A 26107-nucleotide genomic window follows, 5' to 3' on the forward strand; every position below is an offset into this window, starting at 1 on the left:
AGGAGGGTTCTACGGCGCGCTCGCCGGGTAAAGAAAGAGTAAAGGAACCCGTCGGCCGATGCTCAGCGATTCGGCAGAAACGACGACAGCGGTACGTCTACATTGGCAAGTCGTGCGGGGTCGACCCGGACGCGACTTGTTAGCAGCGGCTTGATCTCGTCGATGACGTCCCAGACGTTGACGTTCATCGCTGCGGTCAGGTGGTCGTCGCCGTCCATCCAGAACGCGATGAATTCGCGCCTGGGCAGATCGCCACGCACGACGAGGCGGTCCTGCGGTGACGGGTGTCCGACGTACTCCATGCCGAGGTCGTACTGGTCGCTGAAGAAGTATGGAAGATCGGTGAATTCCGTTGTCTCACCGAGCATTGACGCAGCTACCGCGGTCGGTTGGTGCAACGCTGTCGCCCAGTGTTCGACCCGGATGCGACAGCGCAGGAACGGGTGGTCGTGTGCTGCGATGTCTCCCACCGCATAGATGTCGGGGTCGCTGGTGCGCAGCGAGGCATCGACGAGCACGCCACCGTCAACGGCCAGACCGGCGTCCTTCGCCAACTCGACGTTTGGCGCTGCGCCGACACCGATGAGCACTGCGTCGGCCGGCACGATGCTGCCGTCCGCCAGGCTCACGCCGACTGCAGCGCCGTCCTGAGTCTGTATGGCGGTGACGCTGACACCGAGCCGGAGGTCGACTCCGTGCTCCCGGTGCAGCCCGGCAAAGACCGCACCCAGCTCCGGGCCGAGCACGGCCAGGAGAGGCAGCTCGGCCGCTTCCAGCACGGTGACCTGGGTGTCGGCCGTCCGTGCAGCCGCAGCCACTTCCAAACCGATCCAGCCGCCGCCGATGATGACGAGTTGCCTTCCTGCGCCGAAGGATTCGCGGATGACGTCGGCGTCCTGCCTGGTGCGCAAGGTCAACACCCGCTGCGCGTCGGCACCCGGCAGCGGCAACAACCGCGGGGTGGACCCGGTCGCGAGCACGAGCTTGTCGTAGCCGGCGACGTCCCCGCCCTCAGTGCGCACCTCGTGCCGTGCAGGGTCGATCGCGGTGACTCGGGTGCCCAGCTGCAGGTCGATCCGCTCGTCGTCATACCAACTGCGTGGGTGCAGGACGGCTTTGTCGAACGTGCCGGCATCGCCGAGGTAGCCCTTGGACAGCGGCGGCCGTTCGTAGGGAAGCTCGGATTCGGCTGCAAACAGGGTGATTTCACCGGTGAAGCCGCGCTTGCGCAGTGCCTCGACGGTCTTGGCGCCGGCGAGTCCGCCACCGACGACGACGAACTTCTCGGGGTCAGGCATGGTCCACACGTCCTTGGTTGCGTAGGTCGGTCAGGGCGGTGTCGATCTGGCCCTGCAGCGCGCTCCATGCGTCCTGGAATTTCGCCACACCACGGGCCTCGAGAGTGGAGACGACGTCGTCGTAGTCGATGCCGATCGCGGACAGCTGCTCCAGCGTCTGCTGGGCGTCCCGGTACGTGCCGCGGATCGAGTCCTTCGGGACCCTTCCGTGGTCAGCGACCGCTTGCAACGTCGACTCGGGCATGGTGTTGACGGTGTCCGGCGCGACGAGCTCGACGACATACCTCGTGTCGTCGTATGCCGGGTCCTTGGTCGACGTGGATGCCCACAGCGGCCGTTGGGGCCGGGCGCCCGCCGCTGCGAGCGCGGCCCATCGAGCAGACTGCAGCATCTCTTCGTAGCGCTGGTAGGCGAGACGGGCGTTGGCGATCGCCGCCCGGCCGCGCAGCTCCGGTGCGCGCCCATCCCCGAGAGCGTCCAGCCGGGCGTCGATCTCGGCGTCCATCCGGGAGACGAAGAAGGACGCCACGGAGGTGATCACGTGCAGGTCGCGACCGGCTCGCTGCGCCTGCTCCATCCCGTCCAGGAATGCATCAATGACCTGCTGATAACGCTGCAGCGAGAAGATCAGCGTGATGTTGATGCTGATGCCCTCGGCCAGGCAGCGGGTGATTGCAGGCAGGCTCCGCAACGCGGCCGGGATCTTGACGAACAGGTTCGGCCGGTCCACCTGTTGCCACAACTCGCGCGCCTCCGCGATCGTCGCGTCGGTGTCGTCCGCCAGCCGCGGGTCGACTTCGATCGACACCCGCCCGTCGACCCCGTCGGTCGCGTCGAAGACAGGTCGCAACACGTCGCACGCCAACTGCACGTCGCGAGTGGTCATCGCGCGCAATGCCTGGCTCGCCGTGGCATCCGCCGTCGCGAGCTCGGCGAGCTGTTCGCCGTATGCCGCGCCGCGGCCGATGGCCGCGGCGAAGATCGACGGATTGGTGGTGACTCCGCTGACCTGCTGGTCGCGGACGAAGTCGGCGAGCCCACCCGAGGCCAGCAGGTCGCGGCTCAGGTCGTCCAGCCAGATGGACACGCCTGCCTCCGTGAGCGCGACGAGCGGCTCGGGATCGGTGTTCGGCAAGCTCATCGAACGGTCTGCCGTGTCGTCGCCGTGACCTGCGTATGACGGGCAAGCGGCCGGTCGTAGACGGACGCCAACAGAGCCAATACCAGCGCGGCGAGCAGCAGACCGAAGTCACGCAATGCGATGTCGTAGAAGCCGGAGAAGGTCAGCAGATTGATGATGATGCCGGCCAGCCAGAGCGCGACGACATAGGTGGCATACCGCGGCTTGAGCGCCACCATGATGCCCGCGAGGATCTCGATCGCGCCGACGACATACATCGCGGTCTGGGCCGAGAACGGCAGTAGGTCCACGATCCAGGAGGCCAGGTAGCCGGGCCAGTCCGGGTTGAGCACCTTCATGAACTTGTCCAGGCCCATCCACAGCGGCAGGACCACGAACCCGATCCGCAGGATCCAGAACGCGGCATACGCGGGCTCCCGACGTGCGCGGTCCAAGACTGACGATCGGACCCCTGATCTGTCGGACGGAGCGGTTGAGGTGTTCATGACGGTTCCCTTCTATCGTGCAAATGTGCTTCTTTTAGAAGACTGCTCCTGGTTCTCCCTTTTGTCAATCAAACTTGTTTATAGAAATTTGGCCGTGACGTGAGTGGATCGCCCCGCGCTCGGTAACCTGTCCCGGTGCTGACCGTGCAAGATGCCCTCATCCGCCTCCAGAAGTTCTGGACCGACCGCGGCTGCATGGTCGTGCAGCCCAACAACACCGAGGTCGGAGCGGGAACCATGAACCCCGCCACCCTGATGCGGGTGCTCGGGCCGGAGCCGTGGCGGGTCGCCTACGTCGAGCCGTCGGTTCGTCCCGACGACAGCCGGTATGGCGAGAACCCCAACCGCCTGCAGACCCACACGCAGTTCCAGGTCGTCCTCAAGCCGGAGCCGGGCAACCCGCAGGAGCTCTACCTCGAGTCGCTCGAGGCGCTCGACATCGACATCCACGCGCACGACATCCGCTTCGTCGAGGACAACTGGGCGCAGCCGGCGATCGGCGCATGGGGTCTCGGCTGGGAGGTCTGGCTGGACGGCATGGAGATCACCCAGTTCACCTACTTCCAGCAGGTGGGCGGGCAGAACCTCGACCCGATCCCCGTCGAGCTGACCTACGGCATCGAGCGCATCATGATGGCGCAGCAGGGTGTCTCGCACTTCAAGGACATGCAATACGCACCTGGCATCACGTATGGCGAGGCCTTCGGCCAGCAGGAGTACGAGATGTCGCGCTACTACCTGGACGACGCCGATGTCGCGGTCAACCAGGAGTTCTTCGACCGCTACGTGGCCGAGGCGACCCGGATGATCGAGCAGCGGCTGCCCGTCCCGGCATACAGCTATGTGCTGAAGTCGTCGCACGCGTTCAACGTGCTCGACGCGCGCGGAGCCATCTCCACCACCGAGCGGGCCAAGGCGTTCTCCACCATGCGCGGGCTGGCGCGGGACGTGTCGCAGCTGTGGGTCGAGCGCCGCAAGGAGCTGGACTTCCCGCTGCTCAAGACCGAGGCACCCAAGGTGCTGGCCGGTGCTGCCGTGCGGCATCCCGCGGACGACCCGGAGGACGTCGACCTGGCCGCGTTGCCGACCGACGACCAGACGCTGGCCGTCGAGATCGGTGTCGAGGAGTTGCCGCCGCACGTGGTCGATCAAGCCATCGATTTCGTCCGCACGTCGCTCACCGAGCGCTTCGGCGCGAGCCGGCTGACGCACGGCGCCATCGACGTCGTCGGCACCCCGCGACGCATCGTCGCGACCGTCGCCGGCCTGGCCGCGCACGAGCCCGACGCAGAGAGCTTGCGCAAGGGACCCAAGGTTGCCGCTGCGTATGACGAGAACGGCGAACCCACAAAGGCCGCACAGGGATTCGCGCGTGGACAGAAGGTCGACCCGAGCGAGTTGGTGCGTGCTGAATTCGACGGTGCCGAGCACGTCGCGGTGAAAATCACCGAACAGGGCCGCGATGTGCTGGCCGTGGCCGGCGAGATCATCGGCGGCATCGTCGACGCACTGCGCGCCGACAAGAACATGCGCTGGGACGACCCGCAACTGTCCTACAGCCGTCCGGTCCGTTGGATCGTTGCGCTGTGGGGCAACGTGGTCGTGCCGGTGCACGCGTCCGAGCTGACCTCGGGTCGCACCACCTACGTGCATCGCACCGATGCGACGCCGCTGGTCCGGGTCGATTCCGCCGACCAGTTGCGCAACGTACTGGAGACACATGGGCTGGTCATCGACCCGGCGGCGCGTCGCCAGCAGGTCATCGACCAGTCGCGTGCGCTCGCCGAATGCGTCGGCGGGACAATCGATTTCGAGGGTGAGTCGGCGCTGGTCGACGAGATCACCAACCTCGTCGAGCAGCCACACGCCATACTCGGTGGTTACAGCGAGAAGCACCTCGAGCTGCCGGAGCAGATCCTGACGACGGTGATGCGCAAGCACCAGCGCTACCTGCCGGTGCGGGATTCCAGTGGCGCATTGTTGCCCTACTTCGTCACGGTTGCCAACGGTGATTGCGACGACGAGCTGGTCAAGCTCGGCAACGAGACCGTGCTGCGGGCGCGCTACGAGGATGCGGCGTTCTTCTATGACGCGGACCTGAAGCAGCCGCTGGCCGACCTGCGGTCGGGCATCGGCAAGCTGACCTTCGAGAACCGCCTCGGCTCGGTGGCCGACCGCGCCGACCGGATCAATGACGTTGCGCGCGAAATCGCCTCACAGCTAGAGCTTTCCGCCGAAGACGAGAAGACCCTCGCCCGTGCCGGTGAGCTGGCGAAGTTCGACCTGTCGTCGCAGATGGTGATCGAGCTGTCGTCGCTGGCCGGCTTCATGGCCAGGGACTACGCGACCAAGGCGGGGAGACCCCGCAAGTCGCACAGGCCCTCTGGGAGATGGAGCTGCCCCGCTCGGCCGGCGACGCGCTGCCCGAGTCGTTGCCCGGCGCAGTGCTGGCGCTCGCCGACCGCTTCGACCTGCTCGCTGCGATGTTCGCCATCGGCGCCAAGCCATCTGGCTCGTCGGATCCCTTCGCGTTGCGTCGCGCGGCACTCGGCTTGGTCTCCATCCTGCGTGGTCACCGCGAGCTCGGTGCCATCACCGTCGACGCCGGCCTTTCGGCTGCGGCGACTCGATTGCGGCAGCAGGGCATCGAAGTTTCCGACGAATCCATCGCAGCAGCAAAGGAATTCATCGTCGGTCGCTTTGCGCAGCAGTTGCGCGACGAAGGTGTGCCGGTCGGCCTGGTTTCCGCGGTCACGCCGTTGGCCGAGGCCCCTGGTGTTGCCACGCAGGCACTCGCCGACATCGACGCAGCGCGCAAGGACGACCGCTTCGAGGCCCTGGTCGAGGCGGTGCAGCGCATCACCCGCATCGTGCCGGTCGGCACGGCTGCGTCATACGACCGGGCGCTGTTGGCCGGTGATGCCGAGAAGGCGCTCGTCACGTATGTCGATGAGCTGCCCAATCACGCGAACGACGCTCTGCGGCAATGGATCCCGGATGCGTTGCCGTTGGTTGCGCCGCTGGCGAAGTTCTTCGACGACGTCATGCTGATGGCGGACGATGAAGTGCTGCGCGCCTCCCGGCTCGGCCTGGTGCAGACGATCGTCGAGCGGGCGCCGCGCGGCATCGACTGGCGGGCGTTGAACTCCGCCCTCGGCTGAGCCCGAGCGCCTACTCGGTGCGGGCGAAGATGAGCGCGGTGTATGGCGGCAACGTCACCTGGGCGATCGCCGCACCGCCGTGATCCTGCGCGTCGGCATCACCGACCCATGTGCCGGTGAAGCTGCTGCTGTAGACCGTGGCGTCGGTGTTGAGGACAAGTTTCCAACGCCCGGCGGATGGGAACTGCACGCCGACGTTCTCGTGCGTGGCGCCACTCAGATTGACCACGACCGTGACGTCGTCACCTGGCCCGCCGTCCATCCATCGGTGGTACGCGATCACCTTGGCGGCCTCGTCGGCGTCGAGCACCGCGACGTGCTGGCCGGACAACCCGCGCGTCGTGTTGTCCGCGTTGCGGCGGAGCCGGATCAGGTCCTGGTGAAGCACCGCGATGCCGTGGAACTCGCCCAGGCCGGACCAGTCGAGAGGCACGTTGTCACGGAACCACTCGTCCTGCAGGAACTCCTGGCCCATGAAGAGCATCGGGATCCCCGGTGAAGTGAGGGTGAGCGCTGCGCCCAGAACCGATGCCTTCTGGGCTCGTGCGCTGGTGGGATCGTTCGGGTCGGCCTCCTGGGGCACGCGGGCATGTCCGTTGGCGACTTCGTCGTGGGACTCCGTGTAAATGACGCGGTCGAACGCGTCGCCATACGACCAGGTGACGGCGTCGGCGACCGACGCCATCGAGCGTGCGGCATCATCTGCGGGGATGATCGCGTCCCGTATCGGATGGACGAAGTGGTTGTCCCATTGCGAGTGGAACCCGGCACCGCCCTCCGCGATGGAGGTCACCGTCGGATCGCCGTGCAGGTCCTCCGCGATGGAGACGCAGTCGGGGAAGTCGCGGCGGATCTCGTCGTTGATCTCGCGGCACATGACGCGTCCTTCGGGGATGTTCTCCACGGTCGCGTCGACACTGCGGATGTATGGCGTCATGTCCCACCGCAAGCCGTCGGCGTGGTAGTTGGCCAGCCACATGCGCGCGTTGTCGGCGATGAACTGGCGCACCTCATGACGGCCGTAGTCCGGTCGGGTGTCGCCCCACGGTGTCGTCGACCGCCAGTCCTCGAAGAAGTAGATGCCGCCCTTGTCGTTCTCGCTCCAGCCGTCGAACTGCCACATGTCGAGGTCGGAGGGGCCGAAGTGGTTGTAGACCACGTCGATGATCACGGCGATCCCGTGCTCGTGGGCGGCCTTGACGAGTCGCTTGAGTGCGTCGGGCCCGCCATACGCTGACTCGACCGCGAACACGTGAGCGGGGTTGTACCCCCATGAATAGTCGCCTGCGAACTCCATCAGGGGCATCAGCTGAATCGCGTTGATGCCCAACGACTTCAGGTAATCGAGCTTCGTGGCAACCTCGCCGAGTCGGCCGACGCCCTGGCCGTCGGTGACGAACGATCCGACATGCGTCTCGTAGATCACGAGCTCATTCATCGGTGGGCACCGGAAGCTGTCGTCGCCCCACTCGAAGGTGCTGTCGGCATAGATGATCCCGTTGCCGACCGAGTTCGTGCACTGGCGTGCGTAGGGGTCGATCCGTTGGGACATCTTGCCGCCACTGCTGATCGCGAACTTGTACTCGTGCCCAGGTGCCGCGTCGGCGACGTCTGCACTCCAAACATCACCGTCACGGGTGAGCGGACTCGTTGCGTCGTTCCAGTCGTTGAAGTCACCGACCACGGAGACAGACTCGGCGTGCGGAGCCCACACTCCGAATCGGGTTCCTCCATCGTGCGGGTGGGCACCGAGCCCACGGAAGTCGACATCACTCGTCATGACCGTCACGATGCCAGATCGACGTGACCGTAGGGTTGGATCATGACGAATGATCAGCACGGCTTCTCCACACGCGCCATCCATGCCGGGCAAGAGCCCGATCCCCGCACCGGCGCCGTCGTTCCCGCGATTTACCAGACCTCCACCTACAAGCAGGACGGTGTCGGCGGACTGCGGGACGGCTACGAATACTCCCGTTCGGGCAACCCCACGCGCACCGCGTTGGAGGAGTGCATCGCCGCATTGGAAGGCGGGGCAAAGGGATTCGCGTTCTCGTCCGGCCTGGCCGCCGAGGACTGCGTCATGCGCGCGATCCTGCGACCGGGCGAGCACATGATCATTCCCACCGACGCGTATGGCGGCACGTTCCGTCTCGTCGACAAGGTGCAGAAGGTGTGGGGCGTCGACTACAGCCTGGCGAAGGTGTCGCAGGCGGACTCCATACGCGGTGAGATTCGTCCGGGCGTCACAAAGCTGGTCTGGCTGGAGACGCCGACCAACCCACTGCTCGGCATCGCCGACATCGCGGCGATCGCCCAGATCGCCCACGAGGCGGGCGCGCTGCTCGCGGTTGACAACACGTTCGCGTCGGCATACCTGCAGCAGCCACTCAGCCTCGGTGCGGACATCGTCATGCACTCGACGACGAAGTACTCCGGTGGGCACAGCGACGTCGTTGGTGGCGCGGTCGTGGTGGCCGAAAACATTGGTGTCAAAGAGTTCTCGGACGCTGCCGAGCGCGTCGACTTCCACCAGAACTCGATGGGTGCGATCGCCGGGCCGTTCGACTCGTGGCTCGTGCTGCGTGGCCTGAAGACGCTCGCCGTCCGCATGGAGCGACACTGCGACAACGCCGAGAAGGTCGTCGAATATTTGCGCGGCCGCAAGGACGTCACGCACATCTACTACCCGGGCCTGGACAGTCATCCGGGGCACGACATCGCGGCGAAGCAGATGCGCCGGTTCGGTGGCATGGTCAGCTTCCAGCTCGACGGCGGCGAGCAGCATGCCGTTGACGCGATCGGTCGCACCAAGATCTGGACGCTGGGCGAGTCGCTCGGTGGCGTCGAGTCGCTCATCGAGCACCCCGGTCGTATGACGCACGCCAGCGTCGCCGGCACGGAGCTCGAGGTGCCGAACGACCTCATCCGGCTGTCGGTCGGCATCGAGGACCCGGACGACCTGATCGCCGACCTCGCGCAAGCCCTCGACGGATGACCCTCATCTGATCGAGAGGACCCCTTCCTGAACGAGCGGACCCGCAATCGCCATGATTTGCGGGTCCGCTCGGTGCGTTACGGGTCCGCTCGATCAGAACGGCTATGGCGTTGACGCAACGCACAACGCGATATATCGTCGTCTCGAACTCGCGATATGTCGCGACTAAATGATCGGCCGGATGTCAGTGGTCCGTGAGACCGTTGTTTCGGGTAGTTGGGACGAGGGAGACAAGATGACCGACGCGGTCACAGCCGAGGGGCTGGTCAAGCATTACAAGGACGTGAAGGCGGTCGATGGCGTGAGCCTGCGAGTGCCTGAGGGCAGCGTGCTGGGGGTGCTCGGGCCCAATGGTGCGGGCAAGACGACGACCGTGCGGATGCTCACCACGCTGATCCGCCCAGACGCGGGCGCGGCGACGGTCGCGGGTGCCGATGTGCTGCGCGACCCGCAGGCAGTGCGGCGCCAGATCGGGGTGTCGGGCCAATACGCGGCCGTCGACGAATACCTCACCGGCCGCGAGAACCTCGAGATGATCGGGCGGCTCTACCACCTGTCGTCCAAGGACGCCAAGGCGCGCGCGGCCGAGCTGCTGCGGCAGTTCCGGCTCGACGAGGCGGCGAGCCGACCGGCCAAGACCTACTCCGGCGGCATGCGACGCCGGCTCGACCTCGCAGGTGCGTTGGTCGCCCGGCCTCCGGTGATCTTCCTCGACGAGCCGACTACCGGGCTCGACCCGCGGGGTCGCGGCGACATGTGGGACGTAATCAACACCCTCGTCGGCCAGGGCACCTCGGTTCTGCTGACCACCCAATACCTCGAGGAGGCCGACCGGCTGGCCGACAACATCGTGGTCATCGACCGCGGTCGGATCATCGCCGAAGGCACCGCCGACGAGCTCAAGGCACAGGTCGGCGGCGAGCGGCTCGAGGTCACCGTTGCCGACGGCGAGCGACTGCCCGAGGCCGGTGAGATCATGGCGACGGTCGGTGCCGGGGCGGTCGAGACCGACGCACACACCCGCAGGTTGATCGTGCCGGTCACCGGCGGCACGCAGTCACTCCTGCAAGCGGTCCGCAGCTTCGACGAGAGCTCGATCACCGTGCAGGACATCGGGATTCGTCGACCCACTCTCGATGACGCCTTCCTCAGCCTGACCGGTCACAAGGCAGAGTCCGACGAGGACGACCTCGAAGCGCTCGTGGGGAAGCCGGCATGAGCGAGCGCAGCGAGCGAGCAAACGGGCTCAAGGTGAATGCCGACACCCGAGGAACGAGGGGATCGGCATGAGCGAGCGCAGCGAGCGACCAAACGGGCTCAAGGTGAATGCCGACACCCGAGGAACGAGGGGATCGGCATGAACCCGCCGCTGGAAGCGAAGACCGCGGTGTCGGCATCGCCCGCCACGCGAGAGGAGCCGCGCACTGGCACCCTGATCGGTGATGGACTGACCGTCGCCAAGCGAAACTTGATCAAGATCCGACGGGTGCCGGACCTGCTGATCTTCACCACCTTGCAGCCGATCATGTTCGTGCTGCTCTTCGGTTACGTGTTCGGTTCGCTGGCCGGATCGGGTGCTTCGGTGCAGTCCGGCTATCGCGAGTTCATGATGGCCGGCATTTTCACCCAGACCATAATTTTTGGCGCGACCATCACCGGCTACATGATGGCCGAGGACATGCAGAAGGGCGTGATCGATCGCTTCCGGACGCTGCCGATGCACCCCAGCGCGGTCCTTTTCGGCCGGACGCTGACCGACGTGGTCAACAACATCGTCGTGCTCGTCGTCATGTCGCTGACCGGGCTGCTGATCGGCTGGCGGCTGCACAACGGACCGCTGCATGCCTTGTGGGCCTATGCGCTGATGCTGTTCTTCGCCTACGCCCTGTCGTGGGTGTTCGCTTACATCGGCATGCGGGTGCGCTCGCCGGAGGTCGTCAACAACGCGTCGTTCATGGTCATCTTCCCGGTCACGTTCATCGCCAACACCTTCGTTCCTTCGCAGAACATGCCCTCGATTCTGAAGGCCATCGCCGGCTGGAATCCCGTTTCGACGATCACCCAGTCCGCCCGCCAGAATTTCGGCAACCTCTACTCGATGCAGGCGCCGGGACAGACCCACGCAGACATCGACAAGCAGACGGCATACACCTGGGCGCTGCAGCACCCTGACCTCTACACGCTGATCTGGTCTGTCGTGCTGCTGGCGATCTTCCTGCCGTTCGCGACGGCGGCATACAAGAAGGCTGTCGCCAAGTAGCTCGGGGAGAAAAGAGGGGCTGCCCGCGAAATTGTTTCGCGGGCGGCCCCTCTCATCGTGCGAGGAGTAGAGCCAAACAGCTCAGCTGCTGTAGGGCGTTGCCTCGAGCACCTTGACACCGATCGTCTTGCCGTTGGGCGCATCGTAGGAAACGCTGTCGCCGACCTTGGCGCCGTTGATCGCGGCGCCGAGCGGGGACTTCTCGCTGTAGACGTCCAGGGCGGAGTCGCCGGCGATCTCCCGGCTGCCGAGGAGGAACTTCTCCTTGTCGCCGAACATCTCGACGGTGACGACCATGCCAGGGCTCACAGTGCCCTCGGTCGCGCTGGAGTGGCCGACGACCGCATTGCGCAGCAACTCCTCGAGCTGGCGGATGCGGGCCTCCATCTTGCCCTGCTCCTCCTTGGCGGCGTGGTAGCCGCCATTCTCCTTCAGGTCACCTTCCTGGCGAGCCTCTTCGATCTTGTCGGCGATGTCGGTGCGTCCTTCGCCGGACAGATGGTCGAGTTCGGCCTTGAGGCGGTCGTAGGCTTCCTGGGTCAGGAAGCTGGCTGAAGTCTCAGCAGTGCTCATAACGACATCTCTCCTTAGGTCGATGGACCTGTCAAACCGTTGGTCAAACAATGAGGTCCGGGGCCGCTCCGGCATGTGGCTCGGAGGCTGGTCCCAGACCTTGGGTATAGCTGTCAACCATAGCACCGCCGGTGCCGCGACCCGAATTGTTCAGCGGTACTCGCATTGGTCGACGATGCCGGTCACGGCCTTCGCAACCGTGGGGATGGTGCGCGTGTACTCCGTGGTGCGGAAATTGCTGGGGGGCAATTTCACCGTGAGCACGCCGACCCGGCCGTGGCTGATGTCCTGTGCCTCCAGCACACACGTGACCGGTTTGCCGTCCTGGTTCGTGACGTAGAACGTGACCTGCACACTGCGGTCGTTCTTGACGTCGAACGGGCCGTTCTCCCAGCTGACTCCGCGAGTCGCGGAGATGCCCCACCACACCGCGCCCGCCGTCATGATCAGCACACCGATGATGCCGATGACCCACCACTTGCGTTCCTCGGGTGCGGGTCGGGGGATCTTCATGAGGTGAGACAATAGGTTGCGAACTCGGACGATCCCCGGTCGCCCCCTCCGGCGGCTTGAGCGGATCGCCCCTGAGCACAACTTCAAGGAGTGCAGCACGTGACTGAGGCCCTGCGCCTGATGGCAGTGCACGCCCACCCCGACGACGAATCGAGCAAGGGGTCGGCCACGATGGCCCGCTACGTCGATGAAGGTCACCCCGTCATGGTCGTCACCTGCACCGGCGGCGAACGCGGTGACATCCTCAATCCAAGACTGAAGGGCAACGCGGACATCGCGCGGGACCTGCCCGAGGTGCGGCGCGCCGAGATGGCGAAGGCACGCGAGATCCTCGGCGTCGAACAGACCTGGCTGGGTTTCGTGGATTCCGGTCTGCCAGAAGGCGATCCGCTGCCGCCGCTGCCCGAGGGTTGCTTTGCGCTGGAGCCGCCCGAGATCACCACGGAGGCGCTCGTGCGAGTGATCCGCGAGTTCCGTCCGCACGTCGTCACGACGTATGACGAGAACGGCGGCTATCCCCACCCGGACCACATCATGACCCACGACGTGACCGTCGCGGCGTTCGAAGCGGCCGCCGACCCGGAGGCGTTCCCGCACGCCGGAGCCCCGTGGCAGCCGTTGAAGCTCTACTACGACCGAGGCTTCTCCAAAGCGAAAATGGTCGCCTTCCACGAGGCGCTGTTGGAGGAGGGGCGCGAGTCGCCATACGCGGAGTGGCTGGCGCACCGCCAGGACCGTCCGGAAGGCCGCGTGAGCACCCGCGTCGAGTGCTCGAAGTACTTCCCGGTGCGCGAGCAGGCACTGCTGGCGCACGCGACCCAGATCGACCCGGACGGCACCTTCTTCGCTCTCTCACCAGCCGATCAGGGAAGGATCTGGCCGACCGAGGAATTCGACCTGGTGCGGTCCTACGTGCCGCTCACCGAGGATGAGGACGACCTGTTCGCCGGGCTGCCGGCCGACGTGGGGGCTGCCGATGCGATGGCGACCGGCGGAGTCGGCGAGCCGATCGTGGACGATGTGAAGCAGCGAGTGGCGCAGGAGGCGACCCATGGGTGACGGTGGCAACGAGAGTGTGACGATCACTGCCGGCATCTGGGGTTTCCTCGTGCTGTTCGGTCTGGCGATCGCGTGCTGGCTGCTCTTTCGGAGCATGAACAACCACCTCCGGAAGGCGCAGTGGCAGGAGGAGCACGACCACCCGGTTCGTCAACGGATCCCCGCTGCGCAACCGAAGACCGCGGCACCGACGGAGACGCCCTCAGACCCACCGACGGAGACGCAGCTGGACGCGCCGACGAAGGCGCCGGACGGGCAAGCCGAAAAGACCTGAGCCCGCTGCGTTTCCGGCCGACAGATTCAGCGGTGGTGACTGTAGATCGCGAGTGACGCCGCGATGTAATGCGAGACGAACGCAAGGATCGTCAACGAATGGAAGACCTCGTGGAAGCCGAACCACTGCGGTGACGGGTTCGGCTTCTTGATGCCGTAGACGATGGCGCCGAGGGTGTAGAGGCCACCGCCGACAGCGATGAGCGTCATCACCGCGGCGCCGCCGGCGTCCAGTAGCGGACCGAAGTAGAAGATCGCCACCCAGCCGAGTGCCACATAGATCGGCGTGTAGAGCCAGCGCGGCGCGCCGACCCAGAAGACCCGGAAGAGCACTCCGAGGATTGCCCCGCCCCACACCAGCAGTAGCAGGCTGAGTTCCTGGGAGCCACGCAACAACGTCACGGCGAACGGCGTGTAGGTGCCGGCGATGATCAGGAAGATGTTGGAGTGGTCCATCCGCTTGAGCGTCCGCTCGACCTTCGTGGACCAGGTGCCGCGGTGGTATGCCGCTGACGTCGCGAAGAGCAGCACGGCCGTGATGGCGAAGGCAGCAGCACCGAGACGTTCGCGGGTGGTGGGTGCCAGACACACCAGCACGATGCCGGCGGCAGCGGCGAGTGGCGTCATACCCGCGTGCAGCCAGCCGCGAAGCTTCGGTTTGACCGAGCGCACCAACTCGGCTGCATCCTGCTGCAGCGTGCGTGCGGCCGAAGGGCGCGACTCGATCATGAGTCAAGAGTAAGTGACTTCGATCGGGCCGAATTCCACGCTGACTGGTCGATGAGCGGTGCGCCTCGGCATACTCTGGAAGTCCGCAGGCTCGACAACAGGAAGTGGGGGACGACCGATGCGCGTCAGTGATCTGCTCTATGCCGCATATGAGCGGCACGTGCGCAGGTCTCTGCCGGAGCAGAACCTTCCTCGGCACGTCGGCGTCATGCTCGACGGCAACCGCCGCTGGGCCAAGGCGCGCGGGGCACAGACCGCTGACGGTCATCAGGCGGGTGCCGACAACATCAAGCCGTTGCTCGGCTGGTGCGAGGAAGCCGGCGTCGAGGTCGTCACCCTGTGGCTGCTGTCCACCGACAATCTGAACCGTTCACCCGTGGAGTTGAAGCCGTTGCTCGGCATCATCGAGGGTGCGGTCGAAGGCCTGGCGGCCGAGCAACGCTGGCGGTTGCACCCCGTCGGCGCGCTCGACCTGCTGCCGGATTCCACTGCTCACGTGCTCAAGGAAGCCGCCGAGTCCACGGCCGGCGTCGACGGGATGATCGTCAACATCGCCGTCGGGTATGGCGGACGGCGGGAGATCGCCGACGCGGTCCGGGCGATGCTCCAGGAGCACGCTGCTCGCGGCACGTCCATCGAGGAGTTGGCCGAGACTCTGGACGTCGAGCACATCGCGCAGCATCTCTACACCAAAGGCCAGCCCGACCCCGACCTGGTGATTCGCACGTCAGGCGAGCAGCGACTCGGCGGGTTCCTGCTCTGGCAGAGCGCGAACTCCGAGTTCTACTTCTGCGAGGCCTACTGGCCGGACTTCCGGCGCGTCGACTTCCTGCGTGCACTGCGCGCGTATGCCGTGCGCGACCGCCGGCTCGGCAAATAGCCGCTTATGCTTGTCGAGTAGGGCGAGCCGCTAGGCGAGTCCGTATCGAGACCTCGTCATCCGAAATGGGCTGTGATCGTTTGTGATTCGCCGTCGACGGTGATGCTGCCGCCATACGGCAGGAGCAGCTGTGGGCTGGTGTGCCCGAAGTCCACGTCCATTGCGACGACGAGGTCGGGGTTGTATTCAGCGACCGCGCGCAACACCACTTCACGATGCTCGGCGCGCTGCTTCGAGGCAGCGGACTCCGTGGTCGGGTGCTCGTGATCGCTGACCGGCGGTCTCCCCCACAAGAATGCGGAGGCCGACCCGAGAATGCCGCGCTCGCCGAGGTTGCGCAGTAGGCGGTGGTTCTGGTCCGGCGTGGGCATCTCCTCGTGCGGCTCGAGCAGCAGGACGGCACCCCTGTAATCATCGACAGGACGCATCCAGCGGTTCGCCGCGAGCGTCCACTCCACGATCTCCAGGCAGCCGCCCCAAGTGGGCCCGGTCACCGTGCGGCGCGGACCGCTCCAGGTCCAGGGTTCGGCCGGGAGGTTGGGTGCGCGATCGGTCAGGGCGCGCGGGTCGTCCCAGCGGATGCCGACGTCCCGGGTTCGGGCCGGTGCCACCAATCGGAAGTCGCCGCCGAAGAGCGCAGCACGTAGCGAAGCCAGGTGCTCCTCGTCCGGAACCGGCCCGAGATGCACCTGGGTCGATCCGCCATACACGCCAGCAATGCCGTGGTACCAAAGGTAATTCAGCAGGTTGGTGTTGTCGCTGTAGCCGAGGAAACGCTTCGGGTTCGCCCGTATGACGTCCGCATCCAGGTGCTTCAGTACGGTGATCTGGTCGTCGCCGCCGATGGTCGACATGATCGCGCGAATGCTGGGGTCGGCGAACGCGGCGTTCACATCCGCAGCCCGTTCGGCCGCGGAGCTGTCGCGCCGGGTCGTCGGCAACTCGACCGGCTCCACTCCGATCTCATCGCGCAACCGCCGCAACGCCTGCTCGTGTATGGCGGGGAAGTGTGCCGGCGCCGCCCAGCTCGGCGAGAGGATCGCGACCCGATCGCCGGGTTGCAGGGGAGGGGGCAGCACGGGCGAGGTCATGCGCGCCATCCAATCGGTCGCGAGCCGGCAGCGGCAAATGGATTCGTGCGCTTTCGAAGCGCCGCGGAAGACGCCGCGATGTGACGTCTGGTGCTGGTGGGGTCAACGTGACCAACCGTTCGACGGGCAGCCGACCTGCCGGTGAACACTCGGTGCGCAGGTCGCGTGTCGTGCGGTGTGTCGGCTGGTGATCGAGGGAACCAGTCGTAGTGTCGATCTCGACGCACCGCGATCCCCGTGGGGCGTTCGGGAGGCCCGAGATGGAGCGATCGTTGCTCCGGACGGAGGGCCGGCACCGGTCCTTACGGGCCCGGTCCCGGCACCTGGTCCGAGAGTAAGTCACGCGGCGCGACATGCCGTGTGACGCAGGAGATCGTTATGGCAACCAGCTCCCAGCCCTCCGCTTCGACGTCCACCGCAAGCCCGCGTGCTGTCCGCACCTACGTGCTCGACACCTCCGTCCTGTTGTCCGATCCACGAGCCATGACCCGTTTCGCCGAGCACGAGGTCGTGCTGCCGGTAGTGGTCGTGACCGAGTTGGAGGCCAAGCGTCACCATCCAGAGCTGGGCTACTTCGCCCGGTCCGCGTTGCGTGCGCTCGATGATCTGAGAGCGACTCATGGCCGCCTTGATGCGCCCGTCCCGATCGGGGACGGCGGCACGTTGCGGGTGGAGCTGAACCACACCGACCCACAAGCCCTCCCGAGCGGATTTCGCTTGGGAGACAACGACACTCGCATCCTGGCAGTGGCTCGGAACTTGGCGAACGAGGGCCGGGACGTCACGGTCGTCAGCAAGGACATGCCGATGCGGGTCAAGGCGTCCGCCGTCGGCCTCAATGCGGATGAGTACCGCGCCGAACTCGCTGTGGACTCCGGCTGGACCGGGACCACCGAGCTCGATGTCCCGCCCGACCTGCTCGACACGCTGTATGACGAGGGGCGAGCCGAGATCCCGGAAGCGGCCGATCTGCCGACCAACACGGGAGTGGTGATGCTCGGGGCCGGCAGCGGCAGCAGCGCCCTCGGGCGGGTGATGGCTGACAAGTCGGTCCGGCTGGTCCGCGGCGACCGCGACGCCTTCGGCCTGCACGGTCGGTCTGCCGAGCAGCGCATCGCACTGGACCTGCTGCTCGATCCGGACGTCGGCATCGTCAGCCTCGGCGGCCGGGCGGGCACCGGGAAGTCAGCGCTCGCGCTGTGCGCAGGACTCGAGGCGGTCATGGAGCGCCGTCAGCACAGCAAGGTCATCGTCTTCCGCCCGCTGTATGCCGTCGGCGGCCAGGAACTGGGTTACCTGCCGGGCACCGAGAACGAAAAGATGGGTCCGTGGGCCCAGGCGGTCTTCGACACGCTCGGTGCGGTCGTGTCACGCGAGGTGACCGAGGAGGTCATGGACCGCGGGCTGCTCGAGGTGTTGCCGCTGACCCACATCCGCGGTCGTTCGCTGCATGACGCGTTCGTCATCGTCGACGAAGCGCAGTCGCTGGAGCGCGGCGTGCTGCTGACGGTGCTGTCCCGCATCGGTCAGAACTCCCGGATCGTGCTCACCCACGACGTGGCGCAGCGCGACAACCTCCGGGTCGGCCGGCACGACGGAGTGGCCGCGGTGATCGAGAAGCTCAAGGGTCATCCGCTCTTCGGCCACGTAACGCTGCATCGCAGTGAACGCAGTCCGATAGCGGCCCTGGTGACCGATCTGCTGGAAGGATCTGACGCCTGACCGACCCGCGGCCGCAAAATTTTCTGACACCGAATATCTCGTTTCGGTAACGCGGCGGTCGACTTTCGCGATAACGTACCTGCGACGCGCTCGACAATGCGTGATCCGCAAGGGTCCGAGAGGCGTGATTCTCCTTCAGAATCACGGCCGTGCGAGTGCGGCAGTGTGATGCGACAGAGCCAAGGGTTCTGTCGCATCGCTCTGCCGGGCTTGCAGAGCGCGTCAGTCATGTCTTCCCCCGAAAGGCTGCTGCTACATGTCTCGTCCCGTGGGACGTCACCGCGCCCGTCGCGACACTGGGATCGGCGCACTCCGCCGGCCAGCCGTTGCCGCAACCGCAGCGATCTCGACCGTTTCGGTTGCTGCCGCCGCATACTCCACCGCTGCGAGTGCCAACGCAGCCGTCGTCGGCACTGCCCAGGCCAAACTGCTGCTCACGGCCTCGACCTCGACCGCCCTGCGCGCCGCCAACTCCGGCGTGGCCGCCGACGGACAGGCTCAGCTCGTCGCGGCGCAGCAAGCAGTGAGCGCCCGCAAGTCGGCCGACGCCAAGTCGCGCTCGGCGGCAGCGGCGCGCACCGCCGCCGCGGCCAAGCTGCAGAGCGTGGCGAAGTCGAGCGTTGCGGCCGCGCGGAAGGCAGCCGACGAGAAGGCCGCCGCGAAGGCTGCTGCGGCGAAGAAGGCCGCCGAGGCCAAGCGGGCGGCAGCCGCGGGCACCTCCCGCGACAGCACCCGGCCACCGGCCGCGTCCTTCAGCGGCAGCCCGCAGGCCTACGCATCCTCGATGCTCGCGTCATACGGCTGGGACCAGGGTCAAATGGGCTGCCTGGTCAGCCTCTGGAACCGCGAGTCCGGCTGGAACGCCAGCGCCATGAACGCGTCCTCCGGCGCCTACGGGATCCCGCAGTCGCTGCCCGGTTCCAAGATGGCCAGCGCCGGTGCCGACTGGCGCACCAACCCCGCCACGCAGATCCGCTGGGGCCTGGGCTACATCAAGTCGACCTACGGTTCGCCCTGTGGCGCCTGGGGGCACTCGCAGGCCACCGGCTGGTACTAAACGGCCGGTACTGAACGCCGAAGCCGACTGCCGTCCGGGCCGCTGGCCGGTATGGTCTGCGAAACGCCGACAGGCCACTGTCGGCAACGCTTTCCGAACGACGGGCTACTTTGAGCACCATGCTCCTGCACAAGCGCTGGTTCGTGGCGACCTATTGGGTCGTCGCGGTGTTGCTGATCGCCGTCGGCGGTGCGCTCGGAGCGAAATGGGGTGACAGCCAGGCACCGACCTTCGACAACGAGAAGAAGGGGTCGGTGCCGGCGAACGGCGTCTCCCACTTGCTCTATCAACTCTTCGGTGGTGTCCTGCTGGCCCTTGTCGTGGCCGCGGTGTTCGCCGGTGTCTGGCTGCTGCTGTGGGTGCGTACCCGCCGCGCGGAGCAGGCGTTCGCGGGCGATGAGTACGACGAGGACGATGCGGACACCATGTCTGTTGACGACGTGGAGCACATGTTCGACGACGAGGCGGATGACGAGGAGTTCTCGGACCCGTCCGAGACCCGCTGACGCCTCGCGAGAGCCCGCGTGGGCTGGTTCAGATCTTGCGGAGGCGAATCCGGGTCACGTTGTGGCTCGCGTCCTTGCGCAGCACCAGCGTCGCGCGACTGCGGGTCGGCGCGACGTTCCGCTCCAGGTTCGGACCATTGGTCGTCTCCCAGATCTGCCCGGCCCGCTCGACTGCCTCTGCGTCGGTCAGCGCGGCATACCGGTGGAAGTAGGAGTTCGGGTCGGCGAATGCCGTCTGCCGCCAGCGCAGGAAGCGCTCGACATACCACTGCTTGATGTGGTCCTCGCGAGCATCGACGTAGACCGAGAAGTCGAAGAAGTCCGACACCGCCAGCGTGCCGCGCTGGTCGGTCGTCGGCGCCGAGGGCTGCAGCACGTTGAGGCCTTCGACGATGAGCACGTCGGGCTGCTGGAGGGTGATCTGCTCGCCCGGCACGATGTCGTAGCTCAAGTGCGAATAGACGGGCGCTGTCACGTGCGGTGCACCGGACTTGACCTCGGTGAGGAATCGGATCAGCTTGCGCCGGTCGTAGGACTCGGGGAAACCCTTGCGTTGCAACAAGTTTCGACGCTCGAGCTCGGCATTCGGGAAGAGGAAGCCGTCGGTGGTGACCAGGTCGACACGCGGCGCGCCGGGCCAGCGGGCGAGCAGCTCCCGCAGGATGCGGGCAGTGGTCGACTTGCCGACCGCAACCGATCCGGCGATGCCGATCACGAACGGCGTGCGGGCCGGGCGCTCGCCGAGGAAGTCGGTGGTGACCCGGTGCAGCCGACCGGTCGCGGCGACGAAGATGTTGAGCAATCGGGAGAGCGGCAGGTAGATGTCCTCCACCTCCGGCAGGTCGAGACGGTCCCCGGTGCTGCGAAGCCGCCGGACGTCCTCGCCGGTCAGGCTCATCGGATGGGAGTCGCGCAGGCCGATCCAGGCCGCTCGATCGAACTCGAGGTATGGCGACGGGACAGGCATGCGGCTGCGAGACACGCTGGCCATTGTCCACGACCAGCCGCCGCTCGCACCCGCGGTCCCGTGCCCTTTCCGGGTGGAAGCGCGGGGCGGATTCACCCGGTGCCCGGTTGATCAGGTTCAATTGCCCTCATGTGTGGAATCGTCGGGTATGTCGGCCCCCAGATGAGTGCTCGTGCCCAGGACGTAGTGATGGAGGGCCTGGCTCGGCTCGAATACCGCGGTTACGACTCGGCCGGGATCGCACTGCTCGCGGATGACGGCGTCGAGTCGCGCAAGCGCGCGGGCAAACTCGCCAACCTGATCAGCGACATCGGTCAGCACCCGCTCGCTACCTCGCGCACCGCGATCGGACACACCCGCTGGGCGACGCACGGCGGACCGACCGACGCCAACGCACACCCGCACCTGGGCGGGCCGGACGGCAAGCTGGCGCTGATCCACAACGGCATCATCGAAAACTTCCACCCGCTGCGGACCGAGCTCTTGGGAGCGGGTGTCGACTTCGCCTCCGAGACCGACACGGAGGTCGTCGCGCATCTGCTGGCCAGGGCGTATGACGGCGACCTGACCGCCGCGATGCGTGCTGTCGTGGCCCGGTTGGAGGGCGCGTTCACGCTGCTCGCCATACATGCCGACCAGCCGGGTGTTGTCGTGGGAGCACGGCGCAACAGCCCGCTCGTGGTCGGTCTCGGCGATGGCGAGAATTTCCTCGGCTCGGACGTTGCCGCGTTCATCGGCTACACCCGCGAGGCGATGGAGCTGGAGCAGGACCAGATCGTCACGATCACCCCGGAGCGCGTCGACGTCATCGGATTCGACGGCGAGGCGGCGCGGGGCAAGACCTTCCATGTCGACTGGGACGCCGAGGCCGCTGAGAAGGGCGGCTACGAGTGGTTCATGGCCAAGGAGATCCAGGAGCAGCCGCAGGCCGTCGCCGACACGCTGCTCGGTCGCACCGGCGAGTCCGGCGAGCTGGTGCTCGACGAGTTGCGCATCTCCGAGGCGCAGTTGCGAAACGTCGACCGGATCACCTTCGTCGCGTGCGGCACCGCGGCATACGCGGGCATGGTCGCGAAATATGCGATCGAACGCTGGACCCGGATCCCCGTCGAGGTCGCGCTGGCGCACGAATTCCGTTACTGCGACCCGATCGCCGACGAACGCACCTTGGTCGTGTCGATCAGCCAGTCCGGCGAGACGATGGACACGCTGATGGCCGTCAAGCACGCTCGCGATCTCGGCGCGCTCACCGTGTCGATCTGCAACACGCACGGCGCGACCATCCCGCGCGAGTCCGACGCCGTGCTCTACACCCACGCCGGTCCTGAGGTGGCGGTCGCGTCGACCAAGGGCTTCCTGGCGCAGATCACCGCGTGCTACCTGCTCGGGCTCTATCTCGCGCAGCTGCGCGGGGAGTCGTATGCCGACGACGCACGCGTCGTGCTCGGCGAGTTGCAGGAGATGCCGGACCGCATCACCGAGGTGCTCGACCGGCTGGACCGGGTCCGCGAGATCGCGCACTTCATGGCCGACACCCGGTCGGTGCTGTTCCTCGGCCGCCATGTCGGCTTCCCGATCGCGCTCGAGGGTGCGTTGAAGCTGAAGGAGCTCGCCTACATCCACGCCGAGGGCTTCGCGGCCGGCGAGCTGAAGCATGGCCCGATCGCGCTGATCGAGCCCGGTCAGCCGGTTTTCATCGTCGTGCCCGGCCCGGACACCCCGCACGGCCTGCACGGCAAGGTCGTCTCCAACATCCAGGAGATCCGTGCTCGCGGCGCACGCACCATCGTCATCGCGCAGGACGGCGACACGGCCGTCGAGCCGTTCGCCGACGAGGTGATCCGGGTGCCCCGCACGTCGCCGATGCTGCAGCCCCTGCTGACGGCGGTGCCGTTGCAGGTCTTCGCGATGGAGCTGGCCAACGCCAAGGGCCTGGATGTCGACCAGCCGCGCAACCTGGCCAAGTCCGTGACGGTCGAATAGTCATGATCGTCGGAGTCGGCATCGACGTGGTCGACGTGGAGCGGTTCATTGCCAAGCTCGACGCGACACCGCGGCTCCTGGAACGACTCTTCGCCGAGCAGGAGCGCGACCTGCCGCCGAACTCCTTGGCTGGGCGCTTCGCCGCGAAGGAGGCACTGGCCAAGGCGCTCGGTGCACCCGTCGGACTGCACTGGGTCGACGCGATCGTCGTCAAGGACGACGTGGGCAAGCCGTCCATGGAGTTGCGCGGCTCGGTTGAGGCCCGCGCGAACCAGCTCGGCATACGCTCGTTGCATCTGTCGATCTCGCACGATGCGGGCATCGCATCCGCGGTGGTCGTTGCCGAAAGCTGAGGTTCAACAACATGATTCGTGCGTATGACGTGCCGGCGGTCCGTGCCGCCGAGGATGCCATCCGGGCAACGCTGCCCGACGGTGAGCTGATGCAACGTGCCGCAACCGGGCTGGCGCAGGTCGCCGCCGCGCGGTTGTCCGAGGAGGGCACCGACCGGGTGGTCGTGCTCGTCGGTGGTGGCGACAACGGCGGCGACTCCCTGTATGCCGCAGCACAATTGGCCGCGGACGGCATCGACGTGGCCGCGGTCCTGGTCGGCTCGCGAACGCACGAACAAGCTTTGGCCGCAGCCCGTGAGGGCGGAATGGCGATCTTTGAATGGCGCTCCGGTGCAGTGCCGGTCGAGGTGCGCGAAGCGCTCGCTGGCGCGGACCTGGTGATCGACGGGATCCTCGGCATCGGTGGGCGGCCCGGCCTGCCGGAGCATCTGCGCGACCTGCCCGACCTGATCGCCGACGATGCGCTGGTGCTCGCGGTGGACCTGCCGTCCGGTCTCGACCCGGCGGGCGAGGTTCGCAGCGATGCGATCTTCGCGGACGAGACGGTGACCTTCAGTCTGGCCAAACCGGTGCATCTCATGCCTGCGACCGAGCAGGCGATCGGCCTGCTCACCGTGCTGGACATCGGCGTTCCAGAACCGGGAACAGCTGCGCTGCAACGGTTTTCGCACGCCGACGTGGCTGGCGCCTGGCCAGTGCCAGCTCCGGGGGACGACAAATACTCCCGCGGTGTGCTCGGAGTGATCACCGGCGGTGAGCACTACACCGGCGCCGCGCTGATGTCGGTCACCGCGGCGGTCACGGCCGGTGTGGGTATGGTCCGGTATGTCGGGCCAGAAGCGCCGAGCAACTTACTGCGCCAGGCGGTCCCGGAGGCAGTCTTCGGCACCGGGCGGGTCCAGGCCTGGCTGATCGGGTCCGGCATGGACCTCGACGACTCCTCCCAGGAGCAGCTGTCGGCCGCGCGTGAGGCGCTCGCCTCGGACCTGCCGATCCTCCTCGATGCCGGTGGCTTGGACCTGCTCGAGCAGCCGCGAACCGCGCCGACCCTGCTGACGCCGCACCTTGGCGAGTTGCTGCGGCTGGCAGGCCGGCTCGGCGTACGAGGTGAAGATGGTGAGCTGACCACGGACGACGTGCAGCGTGCACCGACGGTCGTCGCACGACAGGTGGCAGACCTGCTGCAGTGCACCGTTCTCGTCAAGGGTGCAGTCACCGCCGTGGTGCCGCCCACGGACAGCGGGTTGCCGGTGGTAACGCAGGCCGACGGGCCGACCTGGCTCGCGACGGCGGGCAGTGGCGACGTCCTCGGCGGTGTGTGCGGCGCGTTGCTCGCTGCCGGGCTGGACCCCTTCATGCCGGCGCCCTCGGGGCACTGGTGCACGGAGTCGCTGGCGAGCGGGCCAACCCCGGTGGCCCGGTGCGCGCGATGGATGTCGCGCACGAGCTCGGCCGCACGGTCGCGCATCTGCTGCGCCTACCCGGCTGAGGCGACGCCGAGGTCGGTCCGACGGCGAGAGGTAGCCAGGTGCCACACTTGCCCCTGTGAATGACCAGCCGAGTGCCCTTCCTGGCGGCGTGCCCGCGCGGGTGATCGTCGACCTCGACGCGATCGCCCACAACGTCGGGGTGCTGCAGCAGCACGCCGGGGATGCGATGGTGATGGCCGTCGTCAAGGGCGACGCCTACGGACACGGCCTCGTCCCGAGCGCTCGGGCGGCCTTGCGCGGCGGCGCGCATTGGCTCGGGGTCGCGCAACTGCAGGAGGCACTCGCGCTGCGTGGCGCCGGCGTCACCGCCCCGTCCTGAGCTGGTTGCACGCGCCCGGAATGGATTTCACCCAGGCGATCACGGCTGACATCGACCTCGGTGTGCCGGCGGTCTGGGAGATCGACGCAATCGCCGCCGCAGCACGCGAGACCGGCAAGACCGCTCGGGTCCAGCTCAAGGTTGACACCGGGCTCGCCCGCAACGGGGCGTTCGGGCCGGACTGGCCGCTGCTCGTCGACGCGGCCCGACGACACGTCGCGGACGGAACCATCGCGGTGACAGGCGTTTTCACCCACTTCGCGTTTGCCGACGCTCCGCATCACCCGTCCGTGCAAGCGCAGCAGGTGCGGTTCGCCGACGCGGTGCGCGACTGTGAGCGCGCCGGTTTCGACCTCGAGGTGCGGCACATGTCCAACTCGGCGGCGACCCTGACGACACCGCAGGCGGCCTTCGACATGGTTCGTCCGGGGCTGGCTGTCTATGGACTCTCGCCGGTCCCCGACATCGGCGGGCCGTCCCGCTTCGGGCTGGTCCCCGCGATGACCGTCACCGCGAATGTGACTGTCACCAAACGAGTTCCGATCGGTCAGGGCGTGAGCTACGGGCACATACGTGACGCCGCGGGAGACGACGCTCATCGACGTCCCGTGCGGGTATGCCGACGGTGTGCCGCGCGCAGCCTCGTCCAAGGGTCCGGTGCAGGTGGGCGGCCGGCAGTTCACCGTCGCGGGTCGGGTCTGCATGGACCAGTTCGTCGTCGACGTCGGCGACCTGCCGGTGCAGGCCGGCGATGAGGTCGTGCTCTTCGGGAACGGCGCGAACGGCGAACCGATGGCGCAGGACTGGGCCGCGGCCACCGACACCATCAGCTACGAGATCGTCGCGCGGATGAGCTCGCGGCTGCCGCGCATCTACCTGGACTTCGCGCGCTAGGCGCGGACTGATCGGGTTGGGCATCGGTGTGGCAGCAGCCGGCGTGGCGACCGCGGCCGGTGTGGGCACCGACCGTGCGCTGCGGGCACGCCGGAAGGACCGTGCGGTACTGCGCTCGGCCGATGACCCCGAGCTCGAGCAGCGCGGATCGGTGGTCGTCGCCGACGACGGTGTCCCGCTATATGTCGAGATCGACGAACCGGCCGGCAACTCGGACAACACAGACGCGAAAGCCACGACGGTGTTGCTCGTGCACGGCTATGCGCACAGCCAGGCTGTCTGGGCGCAACAGCGTCGCGACATGCACGAGGCCGGTTATCGCGTGGTGTGCGTGGATCTTCGTGGACACGGCCGG

At 66.8% G+C, this 26107-nt stretch carries 22 protein-coding genes and 2 pseudogenes; 15 read left to right on the forward strand and 9 right to left on the reverse strand.

All coding sequences use genetic code 11. From position 1 onward, the window contains the following. Positions 1 to 62: 62 nt before the first annotated feature. The 3 genes from ACFQDH_RS23780 to ACFQDH_RS23790 are packed head-to-tail and all read right to left on the reverse strand — an operon-like array spanning position 63 to position 2924. Positions 63 to 1298, reverse strand: coding sequence for an NAD(P)/FAD-dependent oxidoreductase (locus tag ACFQDH_RS23780; protein WP_382397304.1), 1236 nt, complete (start codon positions 1296 to 1298; stop codon positions 63 to 65). Then, positions 1291 to 2439, reverse strand: coding sequence for a transaldolase (tal, locus tag ACFQDH_RS23785; protein ID WP_382404772.1), 1149 nt, complete (start codon positions 2437 to 2439; stop codon positions 1291 to 1293). The genes ACFQDH_RS23780 and tal overlap by 8 nt, the downstream gene beginning before the upstream one ends. Continuing rightward, positions 2436 to 2924, reverse strand: a complete 489-nt coding sequence (locus ACFQDH_RS23790; RefSeq protein ID WP_382397302.1) for a hypothetical protein — start codon at positions 2922 to 2924, stop codon at positions 2436 to 2438. Before ACFQDH_RS23790 ends, tal begins: the two co-directional genes overlap by 4 nt. 195 nt (positions 2925 to 3119) lie before the next feature. Here ACFQDH_RS23790 and glyS point away from each other — a divergent pair. Continuing rightward, a pseudogene (gene glyS, locus ACFQDH_RS23795) lies at positions 3120 to 5620 on the forward strand (glycine--tRNA ligase subunit beta); the annotation flags it as partial. A gap of 475 nt (positions 5621 to 6095) precedes the next feature. Here glyS and ACFQDH_RS23800 read toward each other — a convergent pair. Continuing rightward, entirely contained in the window at positions 6096 to 7865 is a 1770-nt protein-coding gene (locus tag ACFQDH_RS23800; RefSeq protein ID WP_382397298.1) for an alpha-amylase family glycosyl hydrolase, read from the reverse strand. A gap of 42 nt (positions 7866 to 7907) precedes the next feature. Here ACFQDH_RS23800 and ACFQDH_RS23805 point away from each other — a divergent pair, with 42 nt between their 5' ends. From ACFQDH_RS23805 to ACFQDH_RS23815, 3 genes are all read left to right on the forward strand, one after another. Beyond that, positions 7908 to 9083: a cystathionine gamma-synthase gene (locus tag ACFQDH_RS23805; protein ID WP_382397296.1), complete on the forward strand. Its 1176-nt coding sequence runs from the start codon at positions 7908 to 7910 to the stop codon at positions 9081 to 9083. A gap of 235 nt (positions 9084 to 9318) precedes the next feature. Then, on the forward strand, positions 9319 to 10302 hold the full coding sequence (locus tag ACFQDH_RS23810) for an ATP-binding cassette domain-containing protein (RefSeq protein WP_382397294.1): 984 nt from the start codon (positions 9319 to 9321) through the stop codon (positions 10300 to 10302). Between the two features lie 138 nt (positions 10303 to 10440). Next, positions 10441 to 11343, forward strand: a complete 903-nt coding sequence (locus tag ACFQDH_RS23815) for an ABC transporter permease (RefSeq protein WP_382397292.1) — start codon at positions 10441 to 10443, stop codon at positions 11341 to 11343. An 81-nt stretch (positions 11344 to 11424) separates the two neighbouring features. On the opposite strand, the gene greA is transcribed toward ACFQDH_RS23815, so the two are convergent. Then, positions 11425 to 11916: a transcription elongation factor GreA gene (gene greA / locus ACFQDH_RS23820; protein WP_382397290.1), complete on the reverse strand. Its 492-nt coding sequence runs from the start codon at positions 11914 to 11916 to the stop codon at positions 11425 to 11427. A 150-nt stretch (positions 11917 to 12066) separates the two neighbouring features. After that, positions 12067 to 12429, reverse strand: coding sequence for a DUF4307 domain-containing protein (locus ACFQDH_RS23825; protein WP_382404771.1), 363 nt, complete (start codon positions 12427 to 12429; stop codon positions 12067 to 12069). 99 nt (positions 12430 to 12528) lie between these two features. Here ACFQDH_RS23825 and mca point away from each other — a divergent pair, with 99 nt between their 5' ends. Together mca and ACFQDH_RS23835 are read left to right on the forward strand one after the other, a co-directional pair. Next, positions 12529 to 13488 carry a mycothiol conjugate amidase Mca gene (mca, locus tag ACFQDH_RS23830; RefSeq protein ID WP_382404770.1) on the forward strand — a complete coding sequence of 320 codons (960 nt, stop codon included), beginning with the start codon at positions 12529 to 12531 and terminating at the stop codon, positions 13486 to 13488. Continuing rightward, positions 13481 to 13762 (forward strand): hypothetical protein, encoded by a 282-nt coding sequence (locus tag ACFQDH_RS23835; protein WP_382404769.1) that lies wholly within the window; start codon positions 13481 to 13483, stop codon positions 13760 to 13762. Before mca ends, ACFQDH_RS23835 begins: the two co-directional genes overlap by 8 nt. A gap of 26 nt (positions 13763 to 13788) precedes the next feature. Here the strand turns inward: ACFQDH_RS23835 and trhA are convergent, their stop codons facing one another. Further along, complete coding sequence (gene trhA / locus ACFQDH_RS23840) at positions 13789 to 14490, reverse strand: PAQR family membrane homeostasis protein TrhA (protein WP_382404768.1); 702 nt, start codon at positions 14488 to 14490, stop codon at positions 13789 to 13791. 118 nt (positions 14491 to 14608) lie between these two features. Here trhA and ACFQDH_RS23845 point away from each other — a divergent pair, with 118 nt between their 5' ends. Then, positions 14609 to 15370 carry an isoprenyl transferase gene (locus ACFQDH_RS23845; protein WP_382404767.1) on the forward strand — a complete coding sequence of 254 codons (762 nt, stop codon included), beginning with the start codon at positions 14609 to 14611 and terminating at the stop codon, positions 15368 to 15370. Between the two features lie 56 nt (positions 15371 to 15426). On the opposite strand, the gene ACFQDH_RS23850 is transcribed toward ACFQDH_RS23845, so the two are convergent. Then, entirely contained in the window at positions 15427 to 16461 is a 1035-nt protein-coding gene (locus ACFQDH_RS23850) for a S66 peptidase family protein (RefSeq protein WP_382404955.1), read from the reverse strand. Positions 16462 to 16839: 378 nt separating this feature from the next. Between ACFQDH_RS23850 and ACFQDH_RS23855 the strand changes: the two genes are divergently transcribed. From ACFQDH_RS23855 to ACFQDH_RS23865, 3 genes are all read left to right on the forward strand, one after another. After that, complete coding sequence (locus ACFQDH_RS23855) at positions 16840 to 18183, forward strand: PhoH family protein (protein ID WP_382404765.1); 1344 nt, start codon at positions 16840 to 16842, stop codon at positions 18181 to 18183. A 256-nt stretch (positions 18184 to 18439) separates the two neighbouring features. After that, positions 18440 to 19240, forward strand: coding sequence for an aggregation-promoting factor C-terminal-like domain-containing protein (locus ACFQDH_RS23860; protein WP_382404764.1), 801 nt, complete (start codon positions 18440 to 18442; stop codon positions 19238 to 19240). Between the two features lie 119 nt (positions 19241 to 19359). Then, positions 19360 to 19746, forward strand: a complete 387-nt coding sequence (locus ACFQDH_RS23865; protein WP_382404763.1) for a hypothetical protein — start codon at positions 19360 to 19362, stop codon at positions 19744 to 19746. A 28-nt stretch (positions 19747 to 19774) separates the two neighbouring features. Here the strand turns inward: ACFQDH_RS23865 and coaA are convergent, their stop codons facing one another. Further along, on the reverse strand, positions 19775 to 20737 hold the full coding sequence (gene coaA / locus ACFQDH_RS23870; protein WP_382404762.1) for a type I pantothenate kinase: 963 nt from the start codon (positions 20735 to 20737) through the stop codon (positions 19775 to 19777). A 105-nt stretch (positions 20738 to 20842) separates the two neighbouring features. On the opposite strand from coaA, the gene glmS reads away from it, so the two are divergent. The 5 genes and pseudogenes from glmS to ACFQDH_RS23895 all read left to right on the forward strand — a co-directional run. Then, positions 20843 to 22696 (forward strand): glutamine--fructose-6-phosphate transaminase (isomerizing), encoded by a 1854-nt coding sequence (glmS, locus tag ACFQDH_RS23875; RefSeq protein ID WP_382404761.1) that lies wholly within the window; start codon positions 20843 to 20845, stop codon positions 22694 to 22696. 2 nt (positions 22697 to 22698) lie between these two features. Then, positions 22699 to 23049: a holo-ACP synthase gene (locus ACFQDH_RS23880; RefSeq protein ID WP_382404760.1), complete on the forward strand. Its 351-nt coding sequence runs from the start codon at positions 22699 to 22701 to the stop codon at positions 23047 to 23049. Positions 23050 to 23060: 11 nt separating this feature from the next. Next, the gene (locus ACFQDH_RS23885) at positions 23061 to 24602 is read left to right on the forward strand and encodes an NAD(P)H-hydrate epimerase (protein WP_382404956.1); all 1542 of its coding nucleotides are present in this window, start codon (positions 23061 to 23063) and stop codon (positions 24600 to 24602) included. Further along, positions 24595 to 25752 (forward strand): annotated as a pseudogene (alr, locus tag ACFQDH_RS23890) (alanine racemase). The gene ACFQDH_RS23885 and the pseudogene alr overlap by 8 nt, the downstream one beginning before the upstream one ends. Before the next feature lie 28 nt (positions 25753 to 25780). Then, on the forward strand, positions 25781 to 26107 hold a 327-nt coding region (locus ACFQDH_RS23895; protein WP_382404957.1), incomplete at its 3' end, for an alpha/beta hydrolase.

It is taken from the genome of Flexivirga alba (genome assembly GCF_042661025.1).
Classification (GTDB): Bacteria; Actinomycetota; Actinomycetes; order Actinomycetales; family Dermatophilaceae; genus Flexivirga; species Flexivirga alba.